Below are 17,746 nucleotides of genomic sequence, written 5' to 3' on the forward strand. Positions count from 1 at the left end.
CGAAAACGCCCGGGAGATGACAATCTGCCGGGCCTTCTTTGCGGGGCCTGCAATCACGCTCCCCCGCGGTTCCAGCCGCGGCCACGGTCGCCGAACATTTCATAGCCCCCATCGGTGACGGCAAGCGTATCTTCCAGCTTGATGAATCCGCGCTTTGGGTGAAGCATCGTCGTCTCGACCGAGATCACACTCCCGACTTCCAGCGGCCGGACGGCGTCGATGCCATCATAGGTGACGGGGTGGTTCGTCATGAGGAATGGCGCTTCGTGGCTGATGAGGCCCATGCCATGGCAGAAAAAGTCGGTGAAGGCCGCCGACGGCGAGGCCTTGAGCTCGGCCTCCGCTGCCACGATCATCTCCCTGCCCGCAGCCCCTGCCCTGACCTTGGTGAAGGCCGCTTGCTGGACGCATTCGACTTCCTCCAGAAGGTCCTCCAGTTCCGCGTCCGGCTCGCCGAGCACACCCACGCGGCAGAGGTCACCGATATATCCGTGATAGTTGCCGCCGGAATCGATCGACAGGATCTCGCCCTCGGCCCAGGCTTGCGGCGACCCCGCGCGGTTGTGGCTGGAGCCGAGCGTCAGCAGGCAATATTCGAAGTGCAGGCCGCGGTTCGTTTCCTCCCGGCGCAGCTGCTCGATGATCTCCATCTTCGTCGAGCCGGCGCGGGCCGCCGCGATCGTCGCCAGCATAGAGTCGGTAATCAGTTCGGAGGCGCGTCGCAGCTTTGCCAGTTCGTCCAGCGTTTTGACGGCCCTTAGGCGCTCCAACACATGCGTGGCATCGACAAATCGAGCGCCATCCAGCCGAGAGGCAAGCAGGTCGCGGGCGTCGGATGGCAGAAAAGCTGGCTCGATGCCAATGCGCCCACCGACCTTGCCTATTTTCTTCAGGTGCTCGACGGCGAGCCCGGCGGCATCCTGCGTGCCCCAGCTCGCCGTATACACGGCGGGCGTCCAGAATGGATTGTTCTGGTGCTCTGCGCCCTCCATGCGGTTCCCCACATAGGCGGAGTGATCAGGCGCGCCTTTCTCATAAATCACCACAGGCAGGTACCGGCTATGCCCGATCGCATCCATGGCGGCGAAGAAGATGAACTTATAGCCGCCCATGAGATACTGCGTGTTGTGTTTGGAGGTGGCGACGATGACGTCGATACCGGCTTCCTCCATGAGACGGTCGAGCTTGGCCGTATCGAACGGCGTCACGGCGGCCTGCTTTGTTTGCCCTGCATTGTCGTTCATTGTCTTTCCTCCCAGAAAATGGATGCGCCGCCTCAGGAGCCCGGCTGCAGCAGGCGGAAGTCCGGCAAATCGCGAAGCGCAAGCTCCGGCCCCGCCGGTGAGTAGACCACGAAGAGGAGCATCGGCCCCCCGCCAGTGTTCTTTGTTGAATGGAAGCGACTTTCGGGAACATAGATCGTGCAGCCGCTGGTGACCTTCTGCGTGATCGGATGATCCGTCTCGTCCTCAACCATCTGCTCGCCCTCGCCGGAAATTACAAAAATGATTTCCTCCGCGCCAGGGTGATTGTGGCGGGAATGGCCCTCGCCGCTTGGCAGTTCGACGACACCGCCGGAAAACCGGCTGGCGCCGTTGACCTCGGGCGCCACAGTCAGCGACAGCTTGCCCCAGTCGAAGCCGAAGGCGCTCACGTCCGTAGGATAGATGAAGTACTTGTCCTTTGTCATAAAACGGCCTCCTCAATTCAGGCTACCGCGCCGATGGCGAGCGCCTTGAAATCTTCCGTCTGCTTGCGGATCGCCGCCTCTGCCGGCAGGCGCTCCATCGAGCTTGCGCCATAAAAGCCGTGGCAGCCAGGGCAACGCTCCAGGACGTAGCGCGCATCCTCTGGCATGGAGATCGGGCCGCCGTGGCAGAGCACGATGACGTCGTCGCGTACGGAACGTGCCGCCTTGGTGATTGCGGCGATCTCGTCGATGCAGTCATCGAGCGACTTGCCGGATGTGGCGCCGATCGTGCCGCCAGTCGTCACCCCCATATGCGCCACGACGACGTCGGCGCCGGCGACCGTCATGGCGATAGCCTCGCTCTCATTGAAGACATAGGGCGTCGTCAGCAGGTCGAGCTCGTGGGCGGTGGCGATCATCTCGACCTCCAGCTTGTAGCTCATGCCTGTCTCCTCGAAACTCTGCCGCATCCGGCCGTCGAAAAGACCGATTGTGGGGAAATTCTGTACCCCGGAAAATCCCATTGCCTTCAGGTCGGCGAGGAAGCGCGGCATCAACACGAAAGGGTCCGTGCCATTGACGCCGGCGAGCACCGGCGTCTTTTTCACGACCGGCAACACTTCCAGCGCCATGTCCTTCACAATCTCGTTGGCATTGCCATAGGCCAGCAGTCCGGCCGCCGAACCGCGCCCCGCCATGCGGTAGCGCCCAGAGTTGTAGATAATGATAAGGTCGATGCCGCCTGCCTCCTCGGCCTTGGCGGAGATGCCGGTGCCGGCACCGCCGCCGACGATCGGCAAGCCGGCTGCGATCATGCCGTGAAATTTTTCGAGGATGGTCTTGCGCGGTATGACTGGCATCGATTTGTCTCTCAGGGGTTGGCGATGTCACGATAGGCCGCGACGGCGGCCTCGGCGAAATCTGGGTCGTTGATATGGAGCGGCAGGCGAATAATACGACGCGACGCCGCCGGCTTCACCGTCGCCTCGAGCGCGGCGAAAAGCGCGGCGTCGGCTTGCGGATCGAAGAACGCACCGCCTTCGATGTCGAGGGCCGAAACGCCCTTTTCGGGAATGAGGAAGCGTACGGGGCCGTGGCAGAGATTGAGCTTGTCGCCGATCCAGCGGCCAATTTGCGCGCATTCGGCCGACGTCGTGCGCATCAAGGTGACGTTCGGGTTGTGCCGGTAAAACAGCCGGCCGGCATAACGCTCCGGGACAGTCTCCGGCGCCCAGAAGTTCACCATATCGAGCGCACCGACCGAACCGACATACGGCAAGCCTTTGCGAGCAATGGCGCCGAAACGGTCCGAGGTGGCAGGCAGGACGCCGCCGAAAAGCAGGTCGCTGACCTCGGTCGTCGTGATGTCGAGCACGCCAGAGACCAGTTCGCTGTCGGCAAGCTTCTCCATCGCCCGCCCGCCCGTGCCTGTCGCGTGGAAGACCAGGCAATCATAGTCCGCTCGCAGGCGTTCGACCATGGCGGATACGGCAGGGGTGGTAACGCCAAACATGGTAAGCCCGAGGGCCGGTTTGGATGCAGTGACCTCAGCCGGCCGGCGGGCCATCGCGCTGATCGCCTGGGCGGCGTTGTGAAGAATGATCCGGCTCAACCGGTTCAGGCCGGCCATGTCCGTGACCGAGGGCATCATCACGATGTCTGAAACATCGACAAAGGGAGACACATCGCCGGATGCAAGCGTCGAGACCATGATCTTTGGCAAACCGAGCGGCAATTGGCGCATGCCTGCGGTAATGATCGAAGTGCCCCCGCCTCCACCGATACCGATGACGCCGGCGATGTCCTGGCGTTCCACGAGGAAGCGCACGAAGGCAATGCCCATCGCCTCGACCGCCTTTCCGCGGTCCCCGCTGGCAAGAACGGCTCCAGCCCCGTCCGGATGGCACGCCGCCACTGCGTCGGCCTTCACATCGACGGCGGTGGCAGGCTCGCCTGTACCGACGTCGACGCGTACAACACTCCCGCCCGCCGCTTCAATGCAAGCGGCCAGATACGCAAGCTCCTCACCCTTCGTGTCGGCCGTGCCGACCACGTAGATTTGCTTCATTTCCCCTCCGCAACCGGGTGGATTTCCTCCCGGCATATCTCACGTTCGGGGCAATGCGACGGGCCCTTGCAAAATTGTGAGACGTGCGTATCATAAAGATATGGATGTCTCACGTCAACAGAACGAAACCGCCAGGACCGAGCGAGGTCCGCGTGCCCGAACGCGAAAACTGATGCTTGAAACGGCAACGCGGCTCATGCAGTCCGGTATCACTCCGTCGGTAAGTGAAGTCGCAGAGGCCGCCGAAGTCTCGCGCGCTACGGCCTACCGTTACTTTCCGAGCCAGGCCGCGCTCGTGCATGCCGTGGTGGATGAGGCTCTGGGGCCGATACTCCGTTGGTCGTCGGACAGTCCGGATGCATGCACCCGCGTTGCCGACCTCTTGGCGACCGCAATGCCGCGCATCGACGAGTTCGAGGCCACCTTCAAGGCAGCCCTGAAACTTTCGCTGGACCAGTGGGCGCAGCGCCAGGCGGGCACGCTCGGCAACGAACCGATATTCACCCGCGGCCACCGGGTCGACCTGCTGAAGAGCGTGACCGCCCCCTTGCAGGACACTGTGCCGCCCGAATCCCGGGAACGCCTTGCACAAGCGCTTTCTCTTGTCTTCGGCGTCGAAGTGCTGATCGTATTGAAGGATATCTGGGGCCTGACCTCCGAAAGCGCGCAGTCTGTTGCCGAGTGGGCCGCCAAGGCGCTCGTTGATACCGCATTGCGGCAGGCAGAGCGCGAAGCATGACGTGACACGCGCCGAATTGGAGCGCACCAACTGGTTCGACCAATAACGGCAAATATATTCTTGTATTGCGGGCCAAATCGGCGATGATGAACGTAAAACGGCCCGACATGACAGCATCAACAGGCCTTAAATTGCGGGGGAAGGATGCCGCAAATTCGAAGATGCATCTTCGATGAGAGCTCTCCGAGGTTGCGCTTGACGATAATGGCATTTGGTACTACCAGATCAGGGAAACGACATTCAGGCTTGAGATCTGAAACGAGCGAAGGGTCGAGGAGGACCCCCAGCACGAACACCACCCAGGAGGATCGGGAAGCCAGATCGGGAGGCCCGCGATGAAGCGGGAGGCGTGCATAAATGGGAGGAAACGTTATGCGCAAAACTATGACTGGCCTGTTGGCCGGTGTCGGATTGATGTGGGCCTGCGGAACATCCGTACAGGCCCAGGAACTGACCATCTTCTGGGCCGAGTGGGACCCGGCAAACTACCTTCAGGAACTCGCGAACGAATACGAGGCTCAAACCGGCGTCAAGGTAACGGTCGAGACCACACCATGGGCCGACTTCCAGACCAAGGCCTTCACCGAGTTCAACGCCAAGGGTTCAGCCTATGACATGGTCGTCGGCGACAGTCAGTGGATCGGGGCAGCGTCAGAAGCCGGCCATTACGTCGATCTGACCGAATTCTTCACCAAGCACAATCTGACCAAGGTGATGGCCCCCGCAACAGTGAAATACTACTCCGAGTATCCATCGAACTCGAAAAAGTACTGGTCAATTCCAGCCGAAGGCGACGCTGTCGGTTGGTCCTACCGCAAGGACTGGTTCGAAGATCCCAAGGAGATGGAGACGTTCAAGGCCAAATACGGCTACGACCTCGCCCCGCCGAAGACATGGGCCCAGATGCGTGACATTGCTGAGTTCTTCCACCGTCCAGACCAGAAGCGATACGGAATCGCCATATACACCGACAACTCTTACGACGGTCTCGTCATGGGTGTCGAGAACGCGATCTTCTCGTTTGGAGGCGAACTTGGCGACTACCAGAGCTACAAGGTCGACGGCATCATCAATTCCGAGAAGAACGTCAAGGCGCTCGAGCTGTATCGCGAGCTCTACGGCTTTACGCCTCCGGGCTGGGCCAAGTCATTCTTCGTCGAGAACAACCAGGCAATCACCGAGAACCTGGCGGCGATGAGCATGAATTACTTCGCCTTCTTCCCGGCACTGGTGAACGAGGCGTCCAACCCGAACGCCAAGGTTACCGGCTTCTTTGCCAATCCGGCAGGCCCGAACGGCGAGCAATTCGCAGCGCTCGGCGGGCAGGGCATATCGGTCATCTCCTACTCAAAAAACCAGGAAGAGGCGATGAAATTCCTCGAATGGTTCGTCAAGGACGAGACCCAGAAGCGCTGGGCCGAACTCGGCGGCTACACGGCAAGCGCCAAGGTGCTTGAATCGCCGGAGTTTCAGAACGCGACACCCTATAACAAAGCCTTCTACGAGACGATGTTCAAGGTGAAGGACTTCTGGGCAACGCCTGAATACGCCGAACTGCTGATCCAGATGAACCAGCGCATTTATCCCTTCGTCACCGCCGGCCAAGGCACGGCGAAGGACGCGCTCGAATCCCTGGCAGCGGACTGGAACGCGACGTTCGCGAAATACGGACGCAACAAGTAGTAAGCGCGTTCGGCGGAGGGGCAGCAGCCCCTCCCGTTTTATTCTGCATCTCCGCGCCGAAGGCGCGGCTCGAGAGGGCGCGGCGCCCGGCATCAACTTCGCGCATCGTGATGCAATTCCGGCATCCGGCGCGCCGAACTCTCGAAGGAGGAGAGGATTGGCCACCGCAGTCATGACATCGCTCGACACGAAATCGCGTGCCGCATCCCGCGGCATGAGCGACGTTCGAATTCGCAATCTCTTCATCATTCCGACGATCCTATTCCTGATCGTCTTCAACATCTTTCCGTTGATCTATTCGCTCGGCTATTCGTTCACCGACTTTCGCGCTTCATCGAACGCGCCGGCCACCTTCGTCGGCCTGCAGAACTACCGGGAATTGCTGAACGATGCTTTCATCTGGTCGAATTTCGCCATCACCGCGAAATATGTGATCGTCTCTGTTACAGGCCAGGTGATCGTCGGCTTCGGCACCGCAATGCTGCTCAACCGCGATATCCCACTCAAGGGTCTTCTGACGACGCTGCTGCTGCTGCCGATGATGCTCTCCATGGCAGTGGTCGGCCTCTTCTGGAAGCTGCTCTACGATCCGTCCTTCGGCATCATCAACTACGCACTCGGCCTCGGCTCCTTCGAGTGGCTGTCGAATCCCGACATGGCGCTTTATGCGGTCGCAATCACGGACATCTGGATGTGGTCGCCCTTCGTAATGCTGCTGTCGCTTGCCGGCCTTTCGGCCGTGCCAAAGCATCTCTACGAGGCAGCGGCGATCGACCGGGCGGGGCCGTTCTATACCTTCTTCCGCATTACGCTGCCGTTGGTGGCGCCAATCCTCATGATCGCAATCATCTTCCGTACGATGGAAGCCTTCAAGACCTTCGACCTCGCCTACATCCTGACCAGCCAACCGACGACCGAGGTGATCTCCATCCGGCTCTACAAGATGGCCTTCCAGGAATGGCAGACGGGGCGCTCCTGCGCACTCGCCTACATCGTGCTCATCATGGTTCTCGCCATCACCAACATCTACGTCAAATACCTAAACAAAGTGAAGGAGCGCTGAGATGGCTGCCGTCCAAACCCGCTCCGAACGCGCGCTGAACCGGGTGGCGATCGCCTCCGTACTCGTCATCACGCTAATCTTCCTGGCGCCGATCTACTGGATCACCTCGACGGCCTTCAAGCCGCGCAACCTCGCCACCACCATTCCGCCGACGGTGCTCTTCGAGCCGGAACTCTCGCCCTTCGTGAAGCTCTTCACCAAGCGCTCGCAGTTGCGCGGGGCGCCGACTGCTGAAGAATATGCCGCCGCCCCCTGGTGGGAGCGGATGGTGTTCGACGGCGGCGAGAAGATCGTTCGCTCCGGCCGCGGAGAGGTACAGCCTTCCGGCTATCCGAACCGCTTCATGAACTCGCTGATTGTCGCCATCACGTCCACGGTGCTGGCCGTCGGCATGGGAACCTTCACAGCCTACGGCTTCTCGCGCTTCAAAGTGAAAGGGGAGGCAGATCTTCTCTTCTTCATCCTATCGACGCGCATGCTGCCGCCCGTCGTCGTGGCGATCCCGATGTTCCTTATGTACCGCGCCGTCGGTCTCAACGACACGCATTGGGGCCTAATAATACTCTACACTGCCTTCAACCTTTCCTTTTCCGTTTGGCTGATGAAAGGCTTCATCGACGAGATCCCGAGGGAGTACGAGGAGGCCGCACTCGTGGACGGCTACACACGGATGGAGGCCTTTTTCAAGATCGTCATCCCGGAAGCGGCGACCGGCATCGCCGCGACCGCCGTCTTCTGCTTCATCACGGCTTGGAACGAATATGCATTTGCGCTGATCATGACGAACCGGCGCGCGCAAACGGCTCCACCCTTCATTCCGAGCCAGGTCGGCTCAGGCCTGCCGGACTGGACGGTAATCGCCTCGGGCACGTTCCTGTTCCTCCTACCGGTCGCCATCTTCACCTTCCTGCTCAGGAACCACCTCCTGCGCGGCATGAGCTTCGGAGCAATCCGCAAATGACCTTCCGCGCCTTGAACCAGAAATATCTCGAACCCGGTTCGCAGTATCTGATGATCCTCGGCATCATCGCGCTCTGTCAGCCATGGAACCTGTTTCTGCATCGCTACGGCATGACGATGACGCTCGTCGGACTGATCGCCTTCATGGTGACGACCAAGATCCCGCGGGACGCGCAACCAGACGAAGGCAGCCATTCATGACGCAAATCGAACTTCGCGGGATTCAGAAATATTTCGGGGCCGTCCAGGTCATCAAAGACCTCAATCTCGCCATCGCCGACAACGAATTCATCGTGCTGCTTGGACAATCGGGCTGCGGCAAGACGACGACATTGCGCGCCGTCGCAGGCCTGGAGACCATCGACGAAGGCGACATTCTGATCGACGGGCAGCCGGTGCAGCACATCAAGGCATCCGGCCGGGACATCGCCATGGTGTTCCAATCGTTCTCGCTCTATCCGCACATGACGGTCTACGAGAACATCGCCTTCCCGCTCCGCGCCACCCGGATGAGCCGCGCCGACGTCGATACGTCGGTCCGCGAGATCGCCGGTGTGCTGCGCATCACAGGTCTGCTGGCCCGCAAGCCTTCGGCGCTGTCGGGCGGCGACATGCAACGGGTCGCAATCGGCCGCGCGCTCGTGAGACGCCCAAAGGCCATGCTGATGGATGAGCCGATCGGTGCGCTGGACGCGAAGCTGCGCGAGGAGATGCGGGCGGAAATCAAGCGTTTGCATATCAAGCAGGGTTCGACCACCATCTACGTGACCCACGACCAGGTGGAGGCGATGTCGCTCGCCGACCGCATCGTGATCATGCACGAGGGCATCCTCCAACAGATCGGCACGCCTGAAGAGGTTTACGCGCAACCCGCCAACATGTTCGTCGCACAGTTCGTCGGAAGCCCGGTCATGAACATGGCGCCGGCGACCATCAGCGAAACGGGCGGCCATACCAGCGTGCAGGTCGGCGACGGGGTGACGGGCTTCGAATTCCCCGCCGTGCTGGCCAGCCGCCTCTCTGATGCGAGGGCCGAGAACGGCAAGCTCACACTCGGAGTCCGGCCTGAGAGCGTGCTCGTTTCGCGGGAGGCCCGCGAGGGCTTCCTGCCGGTCGAGGCGCACATCATCGAGCCTCTCGGCTCGCACGACATCGTGGACCTAAAGGTCGGCCACCAAATGATCAGGGCACGCACCAAGAGCGGTTTCGTGCCCGGTCCCGGCGAAGCCGTATGGGCACGCATCGACCCCGCCCAGGCACATTTCTTCAACACGGCGACCGGCGCGTCGCTGAGGATCAGACTCTAATGGCGCATATCGAACTCAATGGCATCACCAAGACCTTCGGCAACCACACGGCGCTGAAAAACTTGAACATCGACATTGCGGACGGCGAATTCTTCGTGCTGCTCGGGCAGACCGGCGCCGGCAAGACGACAACGCTGCGCCTGATCGCCGGTCTCGAGAAGCCGACCGCAGGCCAGATCTTCATCGACGGCGAGGACGTCGCTGACTGGGGTGCTGCCGAACGTGACGTGGCGCTGGTGCTCCAGCAATACTCGCTCTATCCGCGCTATACGGTGCGTGAGAACCTGGAATTTCCATTGAAATCGCGTATCCGTCGTGTTGAACCCGGGGAAATCAAGGAGCGTGTCGAACGCGTTGCCAAGACCCTGCGCATCGAGCACTTGCTCGACCGCAAGACGGATCGGCTGTCGGGAGGCGAGATGCAGCGCGTATCGATCGGCCGGGCCATCGTGCGCAAGCCGCGGGTCTTCTTGATGGACGAACCGCTTTCAGCGCTCGACGCGAAGCTTCGCGAAGCGCTCCGCACCGAGCTGAAAAACCTGCAGATGAACCTCGGCGCCACCTTCCTTTTCGTGACCCACGACCAGATAGAGGCCATGTCGATGGGCGACAAGATCGGCGTCCTGAACAACGGTAAGCTGGTGCAGACGGGTACGCCGCAGGAGATCTACCGAAACCCGGTCAACACCTTCGTCGCGCGCGCGGTCGGTTCGCCGCCGATGAACCTGATCGCCGGTACGCTTGCCGCCGGCGAGGCAGTGGCCAGCGAGGGCTACCGGCTGCCTCTCGGCAACGGGCACGGGATCGCGACAGACGGTCGCCCGCTCACCTTCGGTATCCGCCCCGAGGACATCTTCCTCGACAGTGGTGCGCCGGGTGTAGGACGGGTCCACGACGTGGAAAACCACGGCGTCGAAAAGATCGTGACGTTACGCACTGGCGACAAGTTCATCCACGCGACCGTGCCGACGCAGACGGTGCTTCGGATCGAGGATACGGTTCGCTTTTCGTGGAATCCGGGAAAGGTCGTGCTGTTTGACGCCGAAAGCGGGATGAGCCTGCGGCACTCGGGCTGACCTGATCGGTCCGAAAGATGCGAGCGTCCCGGCGGTGCGGCAGCGGCTGGGGCAGCCGCCGTTTCGAGGTGTCGCGACGGGGCGCTATGCGGGAAAACGCCGGCGGTAGTGTTCTACCACTTCGGGATTGCGCAAATTAACGGGCAAGTCACCCTTGATGACACGCAGCGCTTCGCTGGCCGCGCCTGTTCCCATGCGCATCATGCTCTCTTCTGTCAGACCAGCCAGATGCGGAGTGACGATGACGTTGGCAAAGCCGAAATAGAGATGGTCGAGCGGAAGCGGCTGCGTTGCGAAGACATCGAGCGCCGCTCCGCCGATGCGGCCATCGCGCAGTGCCTCGATCAGCGCCGCGTCATCGATCACGGGGCCGCGCGAGACGTTAACCAGAATGGCCCCCGGCTTCATGCGATCGATGCGCCCGGCATTGAGCAAGCCGGTCGTCTCCGGCGTCAGCGGGCAGCAGAGCACGACGATGTCGGCCGTCGCAACAAGCTCATCGATCGACAGGAAGCGCGCACCCTCCGGCACACTTTCCGGCGACCGGCTCGTGGCGACCACCTCCAGGCCGAAACCGAACTTCGCGATCTTGAAGATCGCCTTGCCGACATTGCCCATACCGACGATGCCCATGGTGCGGCCGGCAAGGTCGAGGGCCGTGTCCGACTGGGCGCGGCCCGCCACCCAGCCGTTCTGACGCAGTTCGCGGTCCATCAGGCGGAAGCGCCGAAGCAGGGCCAATGTCACAAGGAAGACGTGCTCGGCGACAGTCGACGCATTGACAGCCGGCACGTTGGCGACAAGCACGCCGGCACGGGTCGCCGCATCCATCGGCACCATGTCGAGCCCGGCACCATGGCGGATCGCCGCGCGAAGCGCCGGCGCATCCTCGAAGAAGGCCGGTGGGATTGGCGCGCGTATAACGACGATGCCCGCGCCGCGGCCTTCTCGCAGCAACGTTTCGGGATCGGTCGCCGAAGCGACGCGCAGATCACCCGCAGCCTCAAGCATGGCCTTGGCCGCGGGATGCAGGGGATGTGTGGAAAAGATGAAGCTCATCGGCCCTCCCGCCGGCTACGCCTATCCGGCCATCGTCGCTGGACCGCCGATGAGGCCCTTCCAATAGCTTTCCGCTCCTTGAAGATGCGCGCTCATCAGCGCCTGGGCGAGATTGCCGTCTCGGGCAAGCAGCGCCTCGTAGATGCGGATGTGCTCCTCATGCGAGCGCCGGCTGCGGGCGGCGTCGGCAAAATAGATCGGCAGGCGGTGCTCGCCCATGACGTAATAAACGCTGCACACCCGATGGAAGACGCTATTTTTGGTGGCCCGGACGATCTCTAAATGAAAATCCCGGTCCTCGCGCGCCAGCCCCTCGCCGGCGGCAAGCTTCGCCTCGGACGCGGCGAGGATATCGCGCAAGTGCTGGTAGTTCTCCTCCGTCGCGCGATTGCAGGCGAGTTCCGCGGCCTTGATCTCATGGATCTTGCGCAGCTCCACAGTCTCGTAGATCAGGATAGGATCAAGCGGCACGCCGGCGCGAGCAAAAAGCGCCATTGCCTCCACGCTCGCCTCCGTGGTCGTCAGATAGATGCCCGACTTGGCACGCCGCTCGACGATGCGCATTGCCTCCAGAATGGCCAGTGCCTCGCGAACCTGGCCGCGGCTGACTCCGAAATGCTCTGCAAGCTCTCGCTCGGAAGGCGTGCGGCCATTGCCGCTCGAGTTCGAGAAAAGATGTGCCGCGAGATCGGAGAGGAGGGAGTTTTCTTTCATCGTCACTGTCTTTGCGCGTGAGTCTCCAGGACCCGCTGATTGATCGTGAAGCCCAAGCCAGGCCTGTCCGGGATCTCTACCATACCGTCCTTCACCGACACAGTATCCTCAACAAGATCATGGATCATCGGATTTGCGCCGAGCGAATATTCGATGATGAAGCTTGCAGGGGAAGCCGCGCACAAGTGCAGGCCAGAGAAGAAGCAGGGCGCACCGGCCCAAAGATGCGGTGCGAAACGGAGATTGAAGGCGCTGGCGAGAGAACTGATGCGCATCGCTTCCGTAATGCCTCCGCAGAAGGCGGGATCCGGCTGGAATATGTCGGCGGCCCGAAGCATGGCAAGATCTCTGAAGGCAAAACGCGTCGCCTCGCTCTCGCCCGCAGCGATTGGCACATTCCCAGCCGCGCGCACCTCCGCCATGCCCGGCTTGTCATCCGCTGTCACCGGCTCCTCGAACCAAGCGAGGTCGCAATCGGCGACCATCTGGATGAACCGCTTCGCTTCGGCAACAGTATACGTGCCATGCGCATCGACCATGAGGTCGACGTCGGGGCCGATTGCCTTGCGAGCCTCCCGCACGCGCGATGCCGAGACATGCAGCGCACGATCCATCGCGCCGACGCGCATCTTGACTGACTTGAAACCGCCGGCGGCGACATAGGACCGCAGCTGTTCGCCGATCCGGTCCACGCTCTCCCAACCGCCCGAGGCATAGGCGGGCAACCTGTCCGCCTTGCGCCCACCGAGCAGCTTCCAGACGGGGACGTCGAGGGACTTGCCGAGGATGTCCCAGAGCGCTATGTCGACCGCGCTGATCGCCGCGACGGAAAGGCCGCGACGCGCGATCTCGGGCATTGCGTGACCCGACCTCGCCGCTGTCTCGTGGCGTACGCCGTTGTAGAGCATCTCCCATATGGTGGAGATGTCGGCAGGATCGCGATCGATGAGCTTCGGCCCAATCTCATGATTAAGCATGTGTACCAGCGTGCCATAGGTGCCTGCACTGCCCGCAGCATTCTTGCCCTCTCCCCAGCCGACGATGCCGTCGTTCGTTTCGATCCGCAGGATCGCACTATCGAAGGTCGTCAGTCGGCCGAAGTCGCTGCGGTGCTGACGGCTCGCCTCAATGGGAATTTTTATCCACCAGGCCTCTACGGTTTTGATACGCATGTCTCGGATCCCCGCCCCTCACGGTCGGCAGACCGCAGGGCATATGTTCTGTCCGTTCGTTACCTGATCAGCGGTAGGATCGTCTCGGCGGTGATCCGCATCTGATCGTCGTAGAATTTCTCCGTGAGAAGGCTCGAGCCGTGGTCCTGGATAAACTTCAGTTGTTCCGGGGGGATGTCGACGGGGTTGCGCTCTACCATGTCCGGATACTTTGCGGCCGGCGTGCGGTCGACCGGAGCGACGAATTCGTTGGTGACGGCGCCGTCGTAACCGATCTCCTTCAGCGTGCCGATGATCTTCGGCCAGTCGAGCTGGCCGAGGCCGGCGGCGAAACGATTGTTATCGGCGACGTGGAAATCGAACAGGCGCTTTCCGGCGAGCCGGATCGCCTCATACATGTCTTCCTCCTCGATGTTCAGGTGGAAGGCATCCAGGCAGACCCCGCATTCGGGGCTGACGGCATCGGCGAGCGCCAGCGCTTGGGCGGCACGGTTGAAGAAATAGGTCTCGAAACGGTTGAGCGGCTCGACAGCAATGCGCACGCCCCTCTTCTGCGCATGGGCAAAACACTCCCTGGTCGCGTCCACCACCCATGTCCACTCTTCCTCTTCGGTGCCATCCGGCACCACCTTGCCGACGGTCGCCGGCACCAGGGTGACGATCTCGCCCTGGAGTTCGCTGACCATGGTGATGACGCTCTTGACATAGTCCACCGACTTGGCGCGCTGGGCTTCATTCCTGGCGGCAAGATTTCGTTCGCCGAGCGTCAGCGTAACGGCGCCCCAGCAGCGGATACCATGCTCTTTCAGCAGGGCACGCGTCTCCTTGACGTCGTACTGCGCAGGCTCGCCGGATATCTCGATGCTTTCGTAGCCATATCTCTTGATGCGCTTCAGCGTGACGGCGAGCGGTTCGGCCCGCATCCAGTTGTGTGTCGAAAGATGCATGAGGTCCTCCCAGACAGTTGCAGCACGCTCGACCGCCGATTGGTCGGCAGGATGTCACCTTATCCTTGACCAACCTCGCTGCCTTCTGCAATCTGGTTCGGCCAATCAGTGTTGTTTGAAAGCTCTAGCTCAATTCTAGATCCTCTGCAAGACGGACCCGAAAGGTCGATATTTCTTTATTCAATCGACATTTAATGCCGCATCTCCTGCTAAGACGCGCACCCGCCACCCCAAGCGTGTTATGAACTAGCTTGACCAGATTCCAATATTTGGTATGACCAGATTTGAAAAAAGCGATAGGGCGTTGAAACCGCCGCGCTGTGGCCGCGGGCCCAAAAGGGAGGAACGATGAAGATCGGCATGTGCATGTTCCTCTGGACGACAAGTGTCGGCCGGAAACACGAGGCACTGTTACGCGACATCAAGGACACGGGGTTTGACGGCGTCGAGATTCCGATCTTTTCGGGCACACCCGACGACTACCGGCGGCTGGGGGCCTTGCTCGACAGGCTCGGCCTGGAACGGACCGCCGTGTCCGCCATGGGCGACCCGCAGATGAACCTGATCGCCCCCGACGCTGCAACCCGCAGACGCGGCATCGACTACGTGAAATGGGCAATCGACTGCAGCGACGCACTCGGCGCGACGATGCTGAGCGGGCCGCTGCATTCGACGCTCGGCAAATTTTCGGGAAGCGGGCCGTCCGCGGCGGAACTCAAGCGCTCAGTTTCCGCGCAACTGGCGATCGGTGATCATGCAGCAAAGCACCGCGTCACAATCGGGCTTGAGGCGCTCAACCGCTTCGAATGTTACCTGTTCAACACGATGGACCTCCTTGCGGAGCATATCGATGCGATCGGACACCCGAATATCCGGGCCATGTACGACACCTTTCACAGCAATATCGAAGAGGCCGACCCCATCGGCGCCTTCACGCGAAATAGTGACCGCATCGTGCATGTCCACATTTCGGAGAACGACCGCGGCGTACCGGGGCGCGGCAACATTCCCTGGGCAGACACGTTCACTGCGCTACGCGCGAGCGGCTACGACGGGTGGCTGACAATCGAGGCCTTCGGTCGAGGCCTCAAGGACCTTGCCGCCGCGACAAAGGTCTGGCGCGACTTTTCCGAGACACCGGAATCGGTCTATCGCGAAGGCTACCGCCATATCCGCGATGGATGGCACGCGGCTGTGTGACCACCAACCGACCAGTCTGAATTTCTATCCGATCAACAGTTTCTGGCGGGCGTTTCGACAAGCGCTATCGCCGAGCCACGCTGGCATAGCGGAACGACAAATCCCATCACCGCCCTGCTCGTCCCTTCCCTGTCCGGAACGCGCGCTCGGTTGCTGAAGCGTTCGGACGCGCGCCCGCCCTCGATCACTTCGCCCGCGTACCACAATGCCGCAGCTAGATCGTGGGCTTTTTTGGTCGTCTTGTGCGTCTTCGATAATTCCTGCAGATCGTTTGTGTCGGCAGCAAGGGATCCACGTGAACCTGCGTGGCCGCGATCCTCATCACCTTCTGACGGCATAGGAGGATTGGGCGGTCATCGGCAATGAGTGCACCAAACTGTGTTTAAGCGTGGAACTTTGACCCCTTCGGCTCCGAAGGTTGACCCCGTCGTTCGACGGGTGACGCGGACTTCCGATCGATCGCTCCGCGCTTCCAGGGCGACAACTTTGCAGTCAATCTCGAACTGGTCGCAAGCCTGAGAAAGTTGCCGAAAGGATTGGTGGTTCCACAACGCAATTAGCGATCGCCTGGGTCCTTGCTCAAGGCACGGATATCGTGCCGGTCATCGGGGCACGGCGGCCCGGTCATCTCATCGACGTCCTCGCTTCCTGGAACCTTAATCTGACGCCGATGATATCGCCGCCGTGGAGGCTGCCGTACTGAAGAACGCGGTGCACGGCTCGCGATATCCTGATGCTTTCCTTGCCCACCTTGATAGCGAGCGCTGACAGGAGCTGGCACCTGTGACCATGATGTGCGTTGCCAGGTGAAAACCATAATTCTTCTGGCGACGCGCCATGACCGCACGCACTGCGGAACTAAAATGGATGTGGCGTATAATGGAAGCAAATCACGCGTGGGTTTGCGAGCGGGGATGGTCATCGCTGCCACGCCTGCGATGACGCAAGCGAGCCCACCCCAAGCGGTAGAAGTCATGGTTTCCCTAAGAAACAAAACTCCTATCCCTACGCCGATCGGAACGCGCAGGTAGGCCTGAGCAGTCGTGCCGACGGAACCGAGTGTGTGAACCAACCGGAAATAGATGACGAACGCCAGAGCCGTCGAAAACACCGAGAGGCCGATCAAAGCAAGGATAGACGCCTGTGAGGGTACCAACCCCCACGGCCGATCGACTGCTAGACTGACGGGAATGAGGATGACAGCACCGCAGACCAGTGATCCGGCTGCCGGCATGATCGGATCCAGCCCTTTGAAACCCCGGCCGAAAATGGCGGCGCCAGCATAGCAGACCGTAGCGGCCACGATGGCAAGTTGTGCCGGTAGTTCGTCCCCGAGCCCATGAAATGCCTCGATGCCGATGATGAGGCAAGTGCCGGTAATGCCGGCAACAACGCCGAATACCCTGCGCGCACCCACTGGCTCATGGCGTGTAATGAGGACCGTTAGCAGGAACGCAAAGATCGGCGTGGTCGAATTCAAAATCGCAGCAAGCCCGGCATCCACGGTACGCTCCGCCCATGCGATCAAGGTAAAAGGGACTACGCTATTGAGGCATGCCTGCACCAGGAACCGCCGCCATGTTGCAAGGCCCTTTGGCAACACCAGTCCGCGCCACTTGATGATGCCAAGAAGGATTGAACCAGCGATCAATGTGCGCGCCGCGATCAACGTGACCGGCGGGATTGTCTCCACACCAAGCTTGATGAAGGTGTAAGACGCCCCCCAAAGTGTTGCAAGTGCGAGAAGAAGCGCGAGTTCTATTCTGATGTCCGGCTTTTGCATGATCATGATCGTCTTGGGTGCGAGGGTATGAGATATCCTCTCTCTACCGTGAAACTGCCTGACCATGCTTCGACCAAGACCGAACTATGAAACCCTGACAAAGGGGCCCGCGTTGCGGATGAGCTAGCCTGGCGTGCCGGCGTCAGTGCCCAGACGACAAGCGGTCATGATGAGATTAAGCGGTAAGCGCCGTCTCCGCCCCATTGGATTGGCTATATTTTGAGGCTTGCTGCGTGTGCGAGAAGGTTTCCAGGACTAACTGGAGATTTGCATGGCAGAAGATGG

Annotated in this window: 17 protein-coding genes and 1 pseudogene; 9 read left to right on the forward strand and 9 right to left on the reverse strand. The window is 61.0% G+C overall.

The window, feature by feature from the left end; translation table 11 throughout:
• Nucleotides 1-53 precede the first annotated feature (53 nt).
• From ASC97_RS23570 to ASC97_RS23585, 4 genes are read right to left on the reverse strand one after another with little or no spacing between them, the layout of a single operon-like run.
• A complete protein-coding gene (locus ASC97_RS23570) occupies nucleotides 54-1,244 on the reverse strand; it encodes a M24 family metallopeptidase (protein ID WP_057470777.1) in 1,191 nt (396 codons plus the stop codon).
• 32 nt (nucleotides 1,245-1,276) lie between these two features.
• Complete coding sequence (locus tag ASC97_RS23575; protein ID WP_057470778.1) at nucleotides 1,277-1,690, reverse strand: cupin domain-containing protein; 414 nt, start codon at nucleotides 1,688-1,690, stop codon at nucleotides 1,277-1,279.
• A gap of 17 nt (nucleotides 1,691-1,707) precedes the next feature.
• Nucleotides 1,708-2,550: a phosphoenolpyruvate hydrolase family protein gene (locus ASC97_RS23580; RefSeq protein WP_057470779.1), complete on the reverse strand. Its 843-nt coding sequence runs from the start codon at nucleotides 2,548-2,550 to the stop codon at nucleotides 1,708-1,710.
• 11 nt (nucleotides 2,551-2,561) lie between these two features.
• Nucleotides 2,562-3,758 (reverse strand): Tm-1-like ATP-binding domain-containing protein, encoded by a 1,197-nt coding sequence (locus ASC97_RS23585; RefSeq protein ID WP_057470780.1) that lies wholly within the window; start codon nucleotides 3,756-3,758, stop codon nucleotides 2,562-2,564.
• A 100-nt stretch (nucleotides 3,759-3,858) separates the two neighbouring features.
• Between ASC97_RS23585 and ASC97_RS23590 the strand changes: the two genes are divergently transcribed.
• The 7 genes from ASC97_RS23590 (at nucleotide 3,859) to ASC97_RS23620 (ending at nucleotide 10,586) form a co-directional block, all read left to right on the forward strand.
• Nucleotides 3,859-4,497, forward strand: coding sequence for a TetR/AcrR family transcriptional regulator (locus ASC97_RS23590; protein WP_057470781.1), 639 nt, complete (start codon nucleotides 3,859-3,861; stop codon nucleotides 4,495-4,497).
• Nucleotides 4,498-4,869: 372 nt separating this feature from the next.
• Nucleotides 4,870-6,180: an ABC transporter substrate-binding protein gene (locus ASC97_RS23595; RefSeq protein WP_057470782.1), complete on the forward strand. Its 1,311-nt coding sequence runs from the start codon at nucleotides 4,870-4,872 to the stop codon at nucleotides 6,178-6,180.
• A 157-nt stretch (nucleotides 6,181-6,337) separates the two neighbouring features.
• Nucleotides 6,338-7,243 (forward strand): carbohydrate ABC transporter permease, encoded by a 906-nt coding sequence (locus ASC97_RS23600; protein WP_057470783.1) that lies wholly within the window; start codon nucleotides 6,338-6,340, stop codon nucleotides 7,241-7,243.
• Nucleotide 7,244: 1 nt separating this feature from the next.
• Nucleotides 7,245-8,204, forward strand: a complete 960-nt coding sequence (locus tag ASC97_RS23605; RefSeq protein WP_057470784.1) for a carbohydrate ABC transporter permease — start codon at nucleotides 7,245-7,247, stop codon at nucleotides 8,202-8,204.
• The gene (locus ASC97_RS23610; protein WP_057470785.1) at nucleotides 8,201-8,404 is read left to right on the forward strand and encodes a hypothetical protein; all 204 of its coding nucleotides are present in this window, start codon (nucleotides 8,201-8,203) and stop codon (nucleotides 8,402-8,404) included. The genes ASC97_RS23605 and ASC97_RS23610 overlap by 4 nt, the downstream gene beginning before the upstream one ends.
• A complete protein-coding gene (locus tag ASC97_RS23615; RefSeq protein ID WP_057470786.1) occupies nucleotides 8,401-9,510 on the forward strand; it encodes an ABC transporter ATP-binding protein in 1,110 nt (369 codons plus the stop codon). The genes ASC97_RS23610 and ASC97_RS23615 overlap by 4 nt, the downstream gene beginning before the upstream one ends.
• Entirely contained in the window at nucleotides 9,510-10,586 is a 1,077-nt protein-coding gene (locus ASC97_RS23620) for an ABC transporter ATP-binding protein (RefSeq protein WP_057470787.1), read from the forward strand. Before ASC97_RS23615 ends, ASC97_RS23620 begins: the two co-directional genes overlap by 1 nt.
• A gap of 84 nt (nucleotides 10,587-10,670) precedes the next feature.
• Here the strand turns inward: ASC97_RS23620 and ASC97_RS23625 are convergent, their stop codons facing one another.
• From ASC97_RS23625 to ASC97_RS23640, 4 genes are read right to left on the reverse strand one after another with little or no spacing between them, the layout of a single operon-like run.
• Entirely contained in the window at nucleotides 10,671-11,645 is a 975-nt protein-coding gene (locus ASC97_RS23625; protein WP_057470788.1) for a 2-hydroxyacid dehydrogenase, read from the reverse strand.
• A gap of 21 nt (nucleotides 11,646-11,666) precedes the next feature.
• The gene (locus tag ASC97_RS23630) at nucleotides 11,667-12,359 is read right to left on the reverse strand and encodes a FadR/GntR family transcriptional regulator (protein WP_115112534.1); all 693 of its coding nucleotides are present in this window, start codon (nucleotides 12,357-12,359) and stop codon (nucleotides 11,667-11,669) included.
• 2 nt (nucleotides 12,360-12,361) lie between these two features.
• The gene (locus ASC97_RS23635; RefSeq protein ID WP_057470790.1) at nucleotides 12,362-13,531 is read right to left on the reverse strand and encodes a mandelate racemase/muconate lactonizing enzyme family protein; all 1,170 of its coding nucleotides are present in this window, start codon (nucleotides 13,529-13,531) and stop codon (nucleotides 12,362-12,364) included.
• 59 nt (nucleotides 13,532-13,590) lie between these two features.
• On the reverse strand, nucleotides 13,591-14,478 hold the full coding sequence (locus tag ASC97_RS23640) for a sugar phosphate isomerase/epimerase family protein (protein WP_057470791.1): 888 nt from the start codon (nucleotides 14,476-14,478) through the stop codon (nucleotides 13,591-13,593).
• Nucleotides 14,479-14,826: 348 nt separating this feature from the next.
• On the opposite strand from ASC97_RS23640, the gene ASC97_RS23645 reads away from it, so the two are divergent.
• Nucleotides 14,827-15,678 carry a sugar phosphate isomerase/epimerase family protein gene (locus ASC97_RS23645; protein WP_057470792.1) on the forward strand — a complete coding sequence of 284 codons (852 nt, stop codon included), beginning with the start codon at nucleotides 14,827-14,829 and terminating at the stop codon, nucleotides 15,676-15,678.
• Between the two features lie 562 nt (nucleotides 15,679-16,240).
• Entirely contained in the window at nucleotides 16,241-16,381 is a 141-nt protein-coding gene (locus ASC97_RS36325) for a hypothetical protein (protein WP_443216771.1), read from the forward strand.
• A gap of 201 nt (nucleotides 16,382-16,582) precedes the next feature.
• Here the strand turns inward: ASC97_RS36325 and ASC97_RS23655 are convergent.
• Nucleotides 16,583-17,461: pseudogene (locus ASC97_RS23655) on the reverse strand (DMT family transporter); the annotation flags it as partial.
• Nucleotides 17,462-17,746: the final 285 nt, after the last annotated feature.

Origin of the sequence: Rhizobium sp. Root1203 (assembly GCF_001424945.1) — a bacterium.
Lineage (GTDB): Bacteria > Pseudomonadota > Alphaproteobacteria > Rhizobiales > Rhizobiaceae > Rhizobium.

Bases quoted from the DNA above. Each gene is read 5' to 3' on its own strand.
- ASC97_RS23570 (WP_057470777.1), bottom strand. From the start codon at position 1,244: ATGAACGACAATGCAGGGCAAACAAAGCAGGCCGCCGTGACGCCGTTC.
- ASC97_RS23575 (WP_057470778.1), bottom strand. From the start codon at position 1,690: ATGACAAAGGACAAGTACTTCATCTATCCTACGGACGTGAGCGCCTTC.
- ASC97_RS23580 (WP_057470779.1), bottom strand. From the start codon at position 2,550: ATGCCAGTCATACCGCGCAAGACCATCCTCGAAAAATTTCACGGCATG.
- ASC97_RS23585 (WP_057470780.1), bottom strand. From the start codon at position 3,758: ATGAAGCAAATCTACGTGGTCGGCACGGCCGACACGAAGGGTGAGGAG.
- ASC97_RS23590 (WP_057470781.1), top strand. From the start codon at position 3,859: ATGGATGTCTCACGTCAACAGAACGAAACCGCCAGGACCGAGCGAGGT.
- ASC97_RS23595 (WP_057470782.1), top strand. From the start codon at position 4,870: ATGCGCAAAACTATGACTGGCCTGTTGGCCGGTGTCGGATTGATGTGG.
- ASC97_RS23605 (WP_057470784.1), top strand. From the start codon at position 7,245: ATGGCTGCCGTCCAAACCCGCTCCGAACGCGCGCTGAACCGGGTGGCG.
- ASC97_RS23610 (WP_057470785.1), top strand. From the start codon at position 8,201: ATGACCTTCCGCGCCTTGAACCAGAAATATCTCGAACCCGGTTCGCAG.
- ASC97_RS23615 (WP_057470786.1), top strand. From the start codon at position 8,401: ATGACGCAAATCGAACTTCGCGGGATTCAGAAATATTTCGGGGCCGTC.
- ASC97_RS23620 (WP_057470787.1), top strand. From the start codon at position 9,510: ATGGCGCATATCGAACTCAATGGCATCACCAAGACCTTCGGCAACCAC.
- ASC97_RS23625 (WP_057470788.1), bottom strand. From the start codon at position 11,645: ATGAGCTTCATCTTTTCCACACATCCCCTGCATCCCGCGGCCAAGGCC.
- ASC97_RS23630 (WP_115112534.1), bottom strand. From the start codon at position 12,359: ATGAAAGAAAACTCCCTCCTCTCCGATCTCGCGGCACATCTTTTCTCG.
- ASC97_RS23635 (WP_057470790.1), bottom strand. From the start codon at position 13,531: ATGCGTATCAAAACCGTAGAGGCCTGGTGGATAAAAATTCCCATTGAG.
- ASC97_RS23640 (WP_057470791.1), bottom strand. From the start codon at position 14,478: ATGCATCTTTCGACACACAACTGGATGCGGGCCGAACCGCTCGCCGTC.
- ASC97_RS23645 (WP_057470792.1), top strand. From the start codon at position 14,827: ATGAAGATCGGCATGTGCATGTTCCTCTGGACGACAAGTGTCGGCCGG.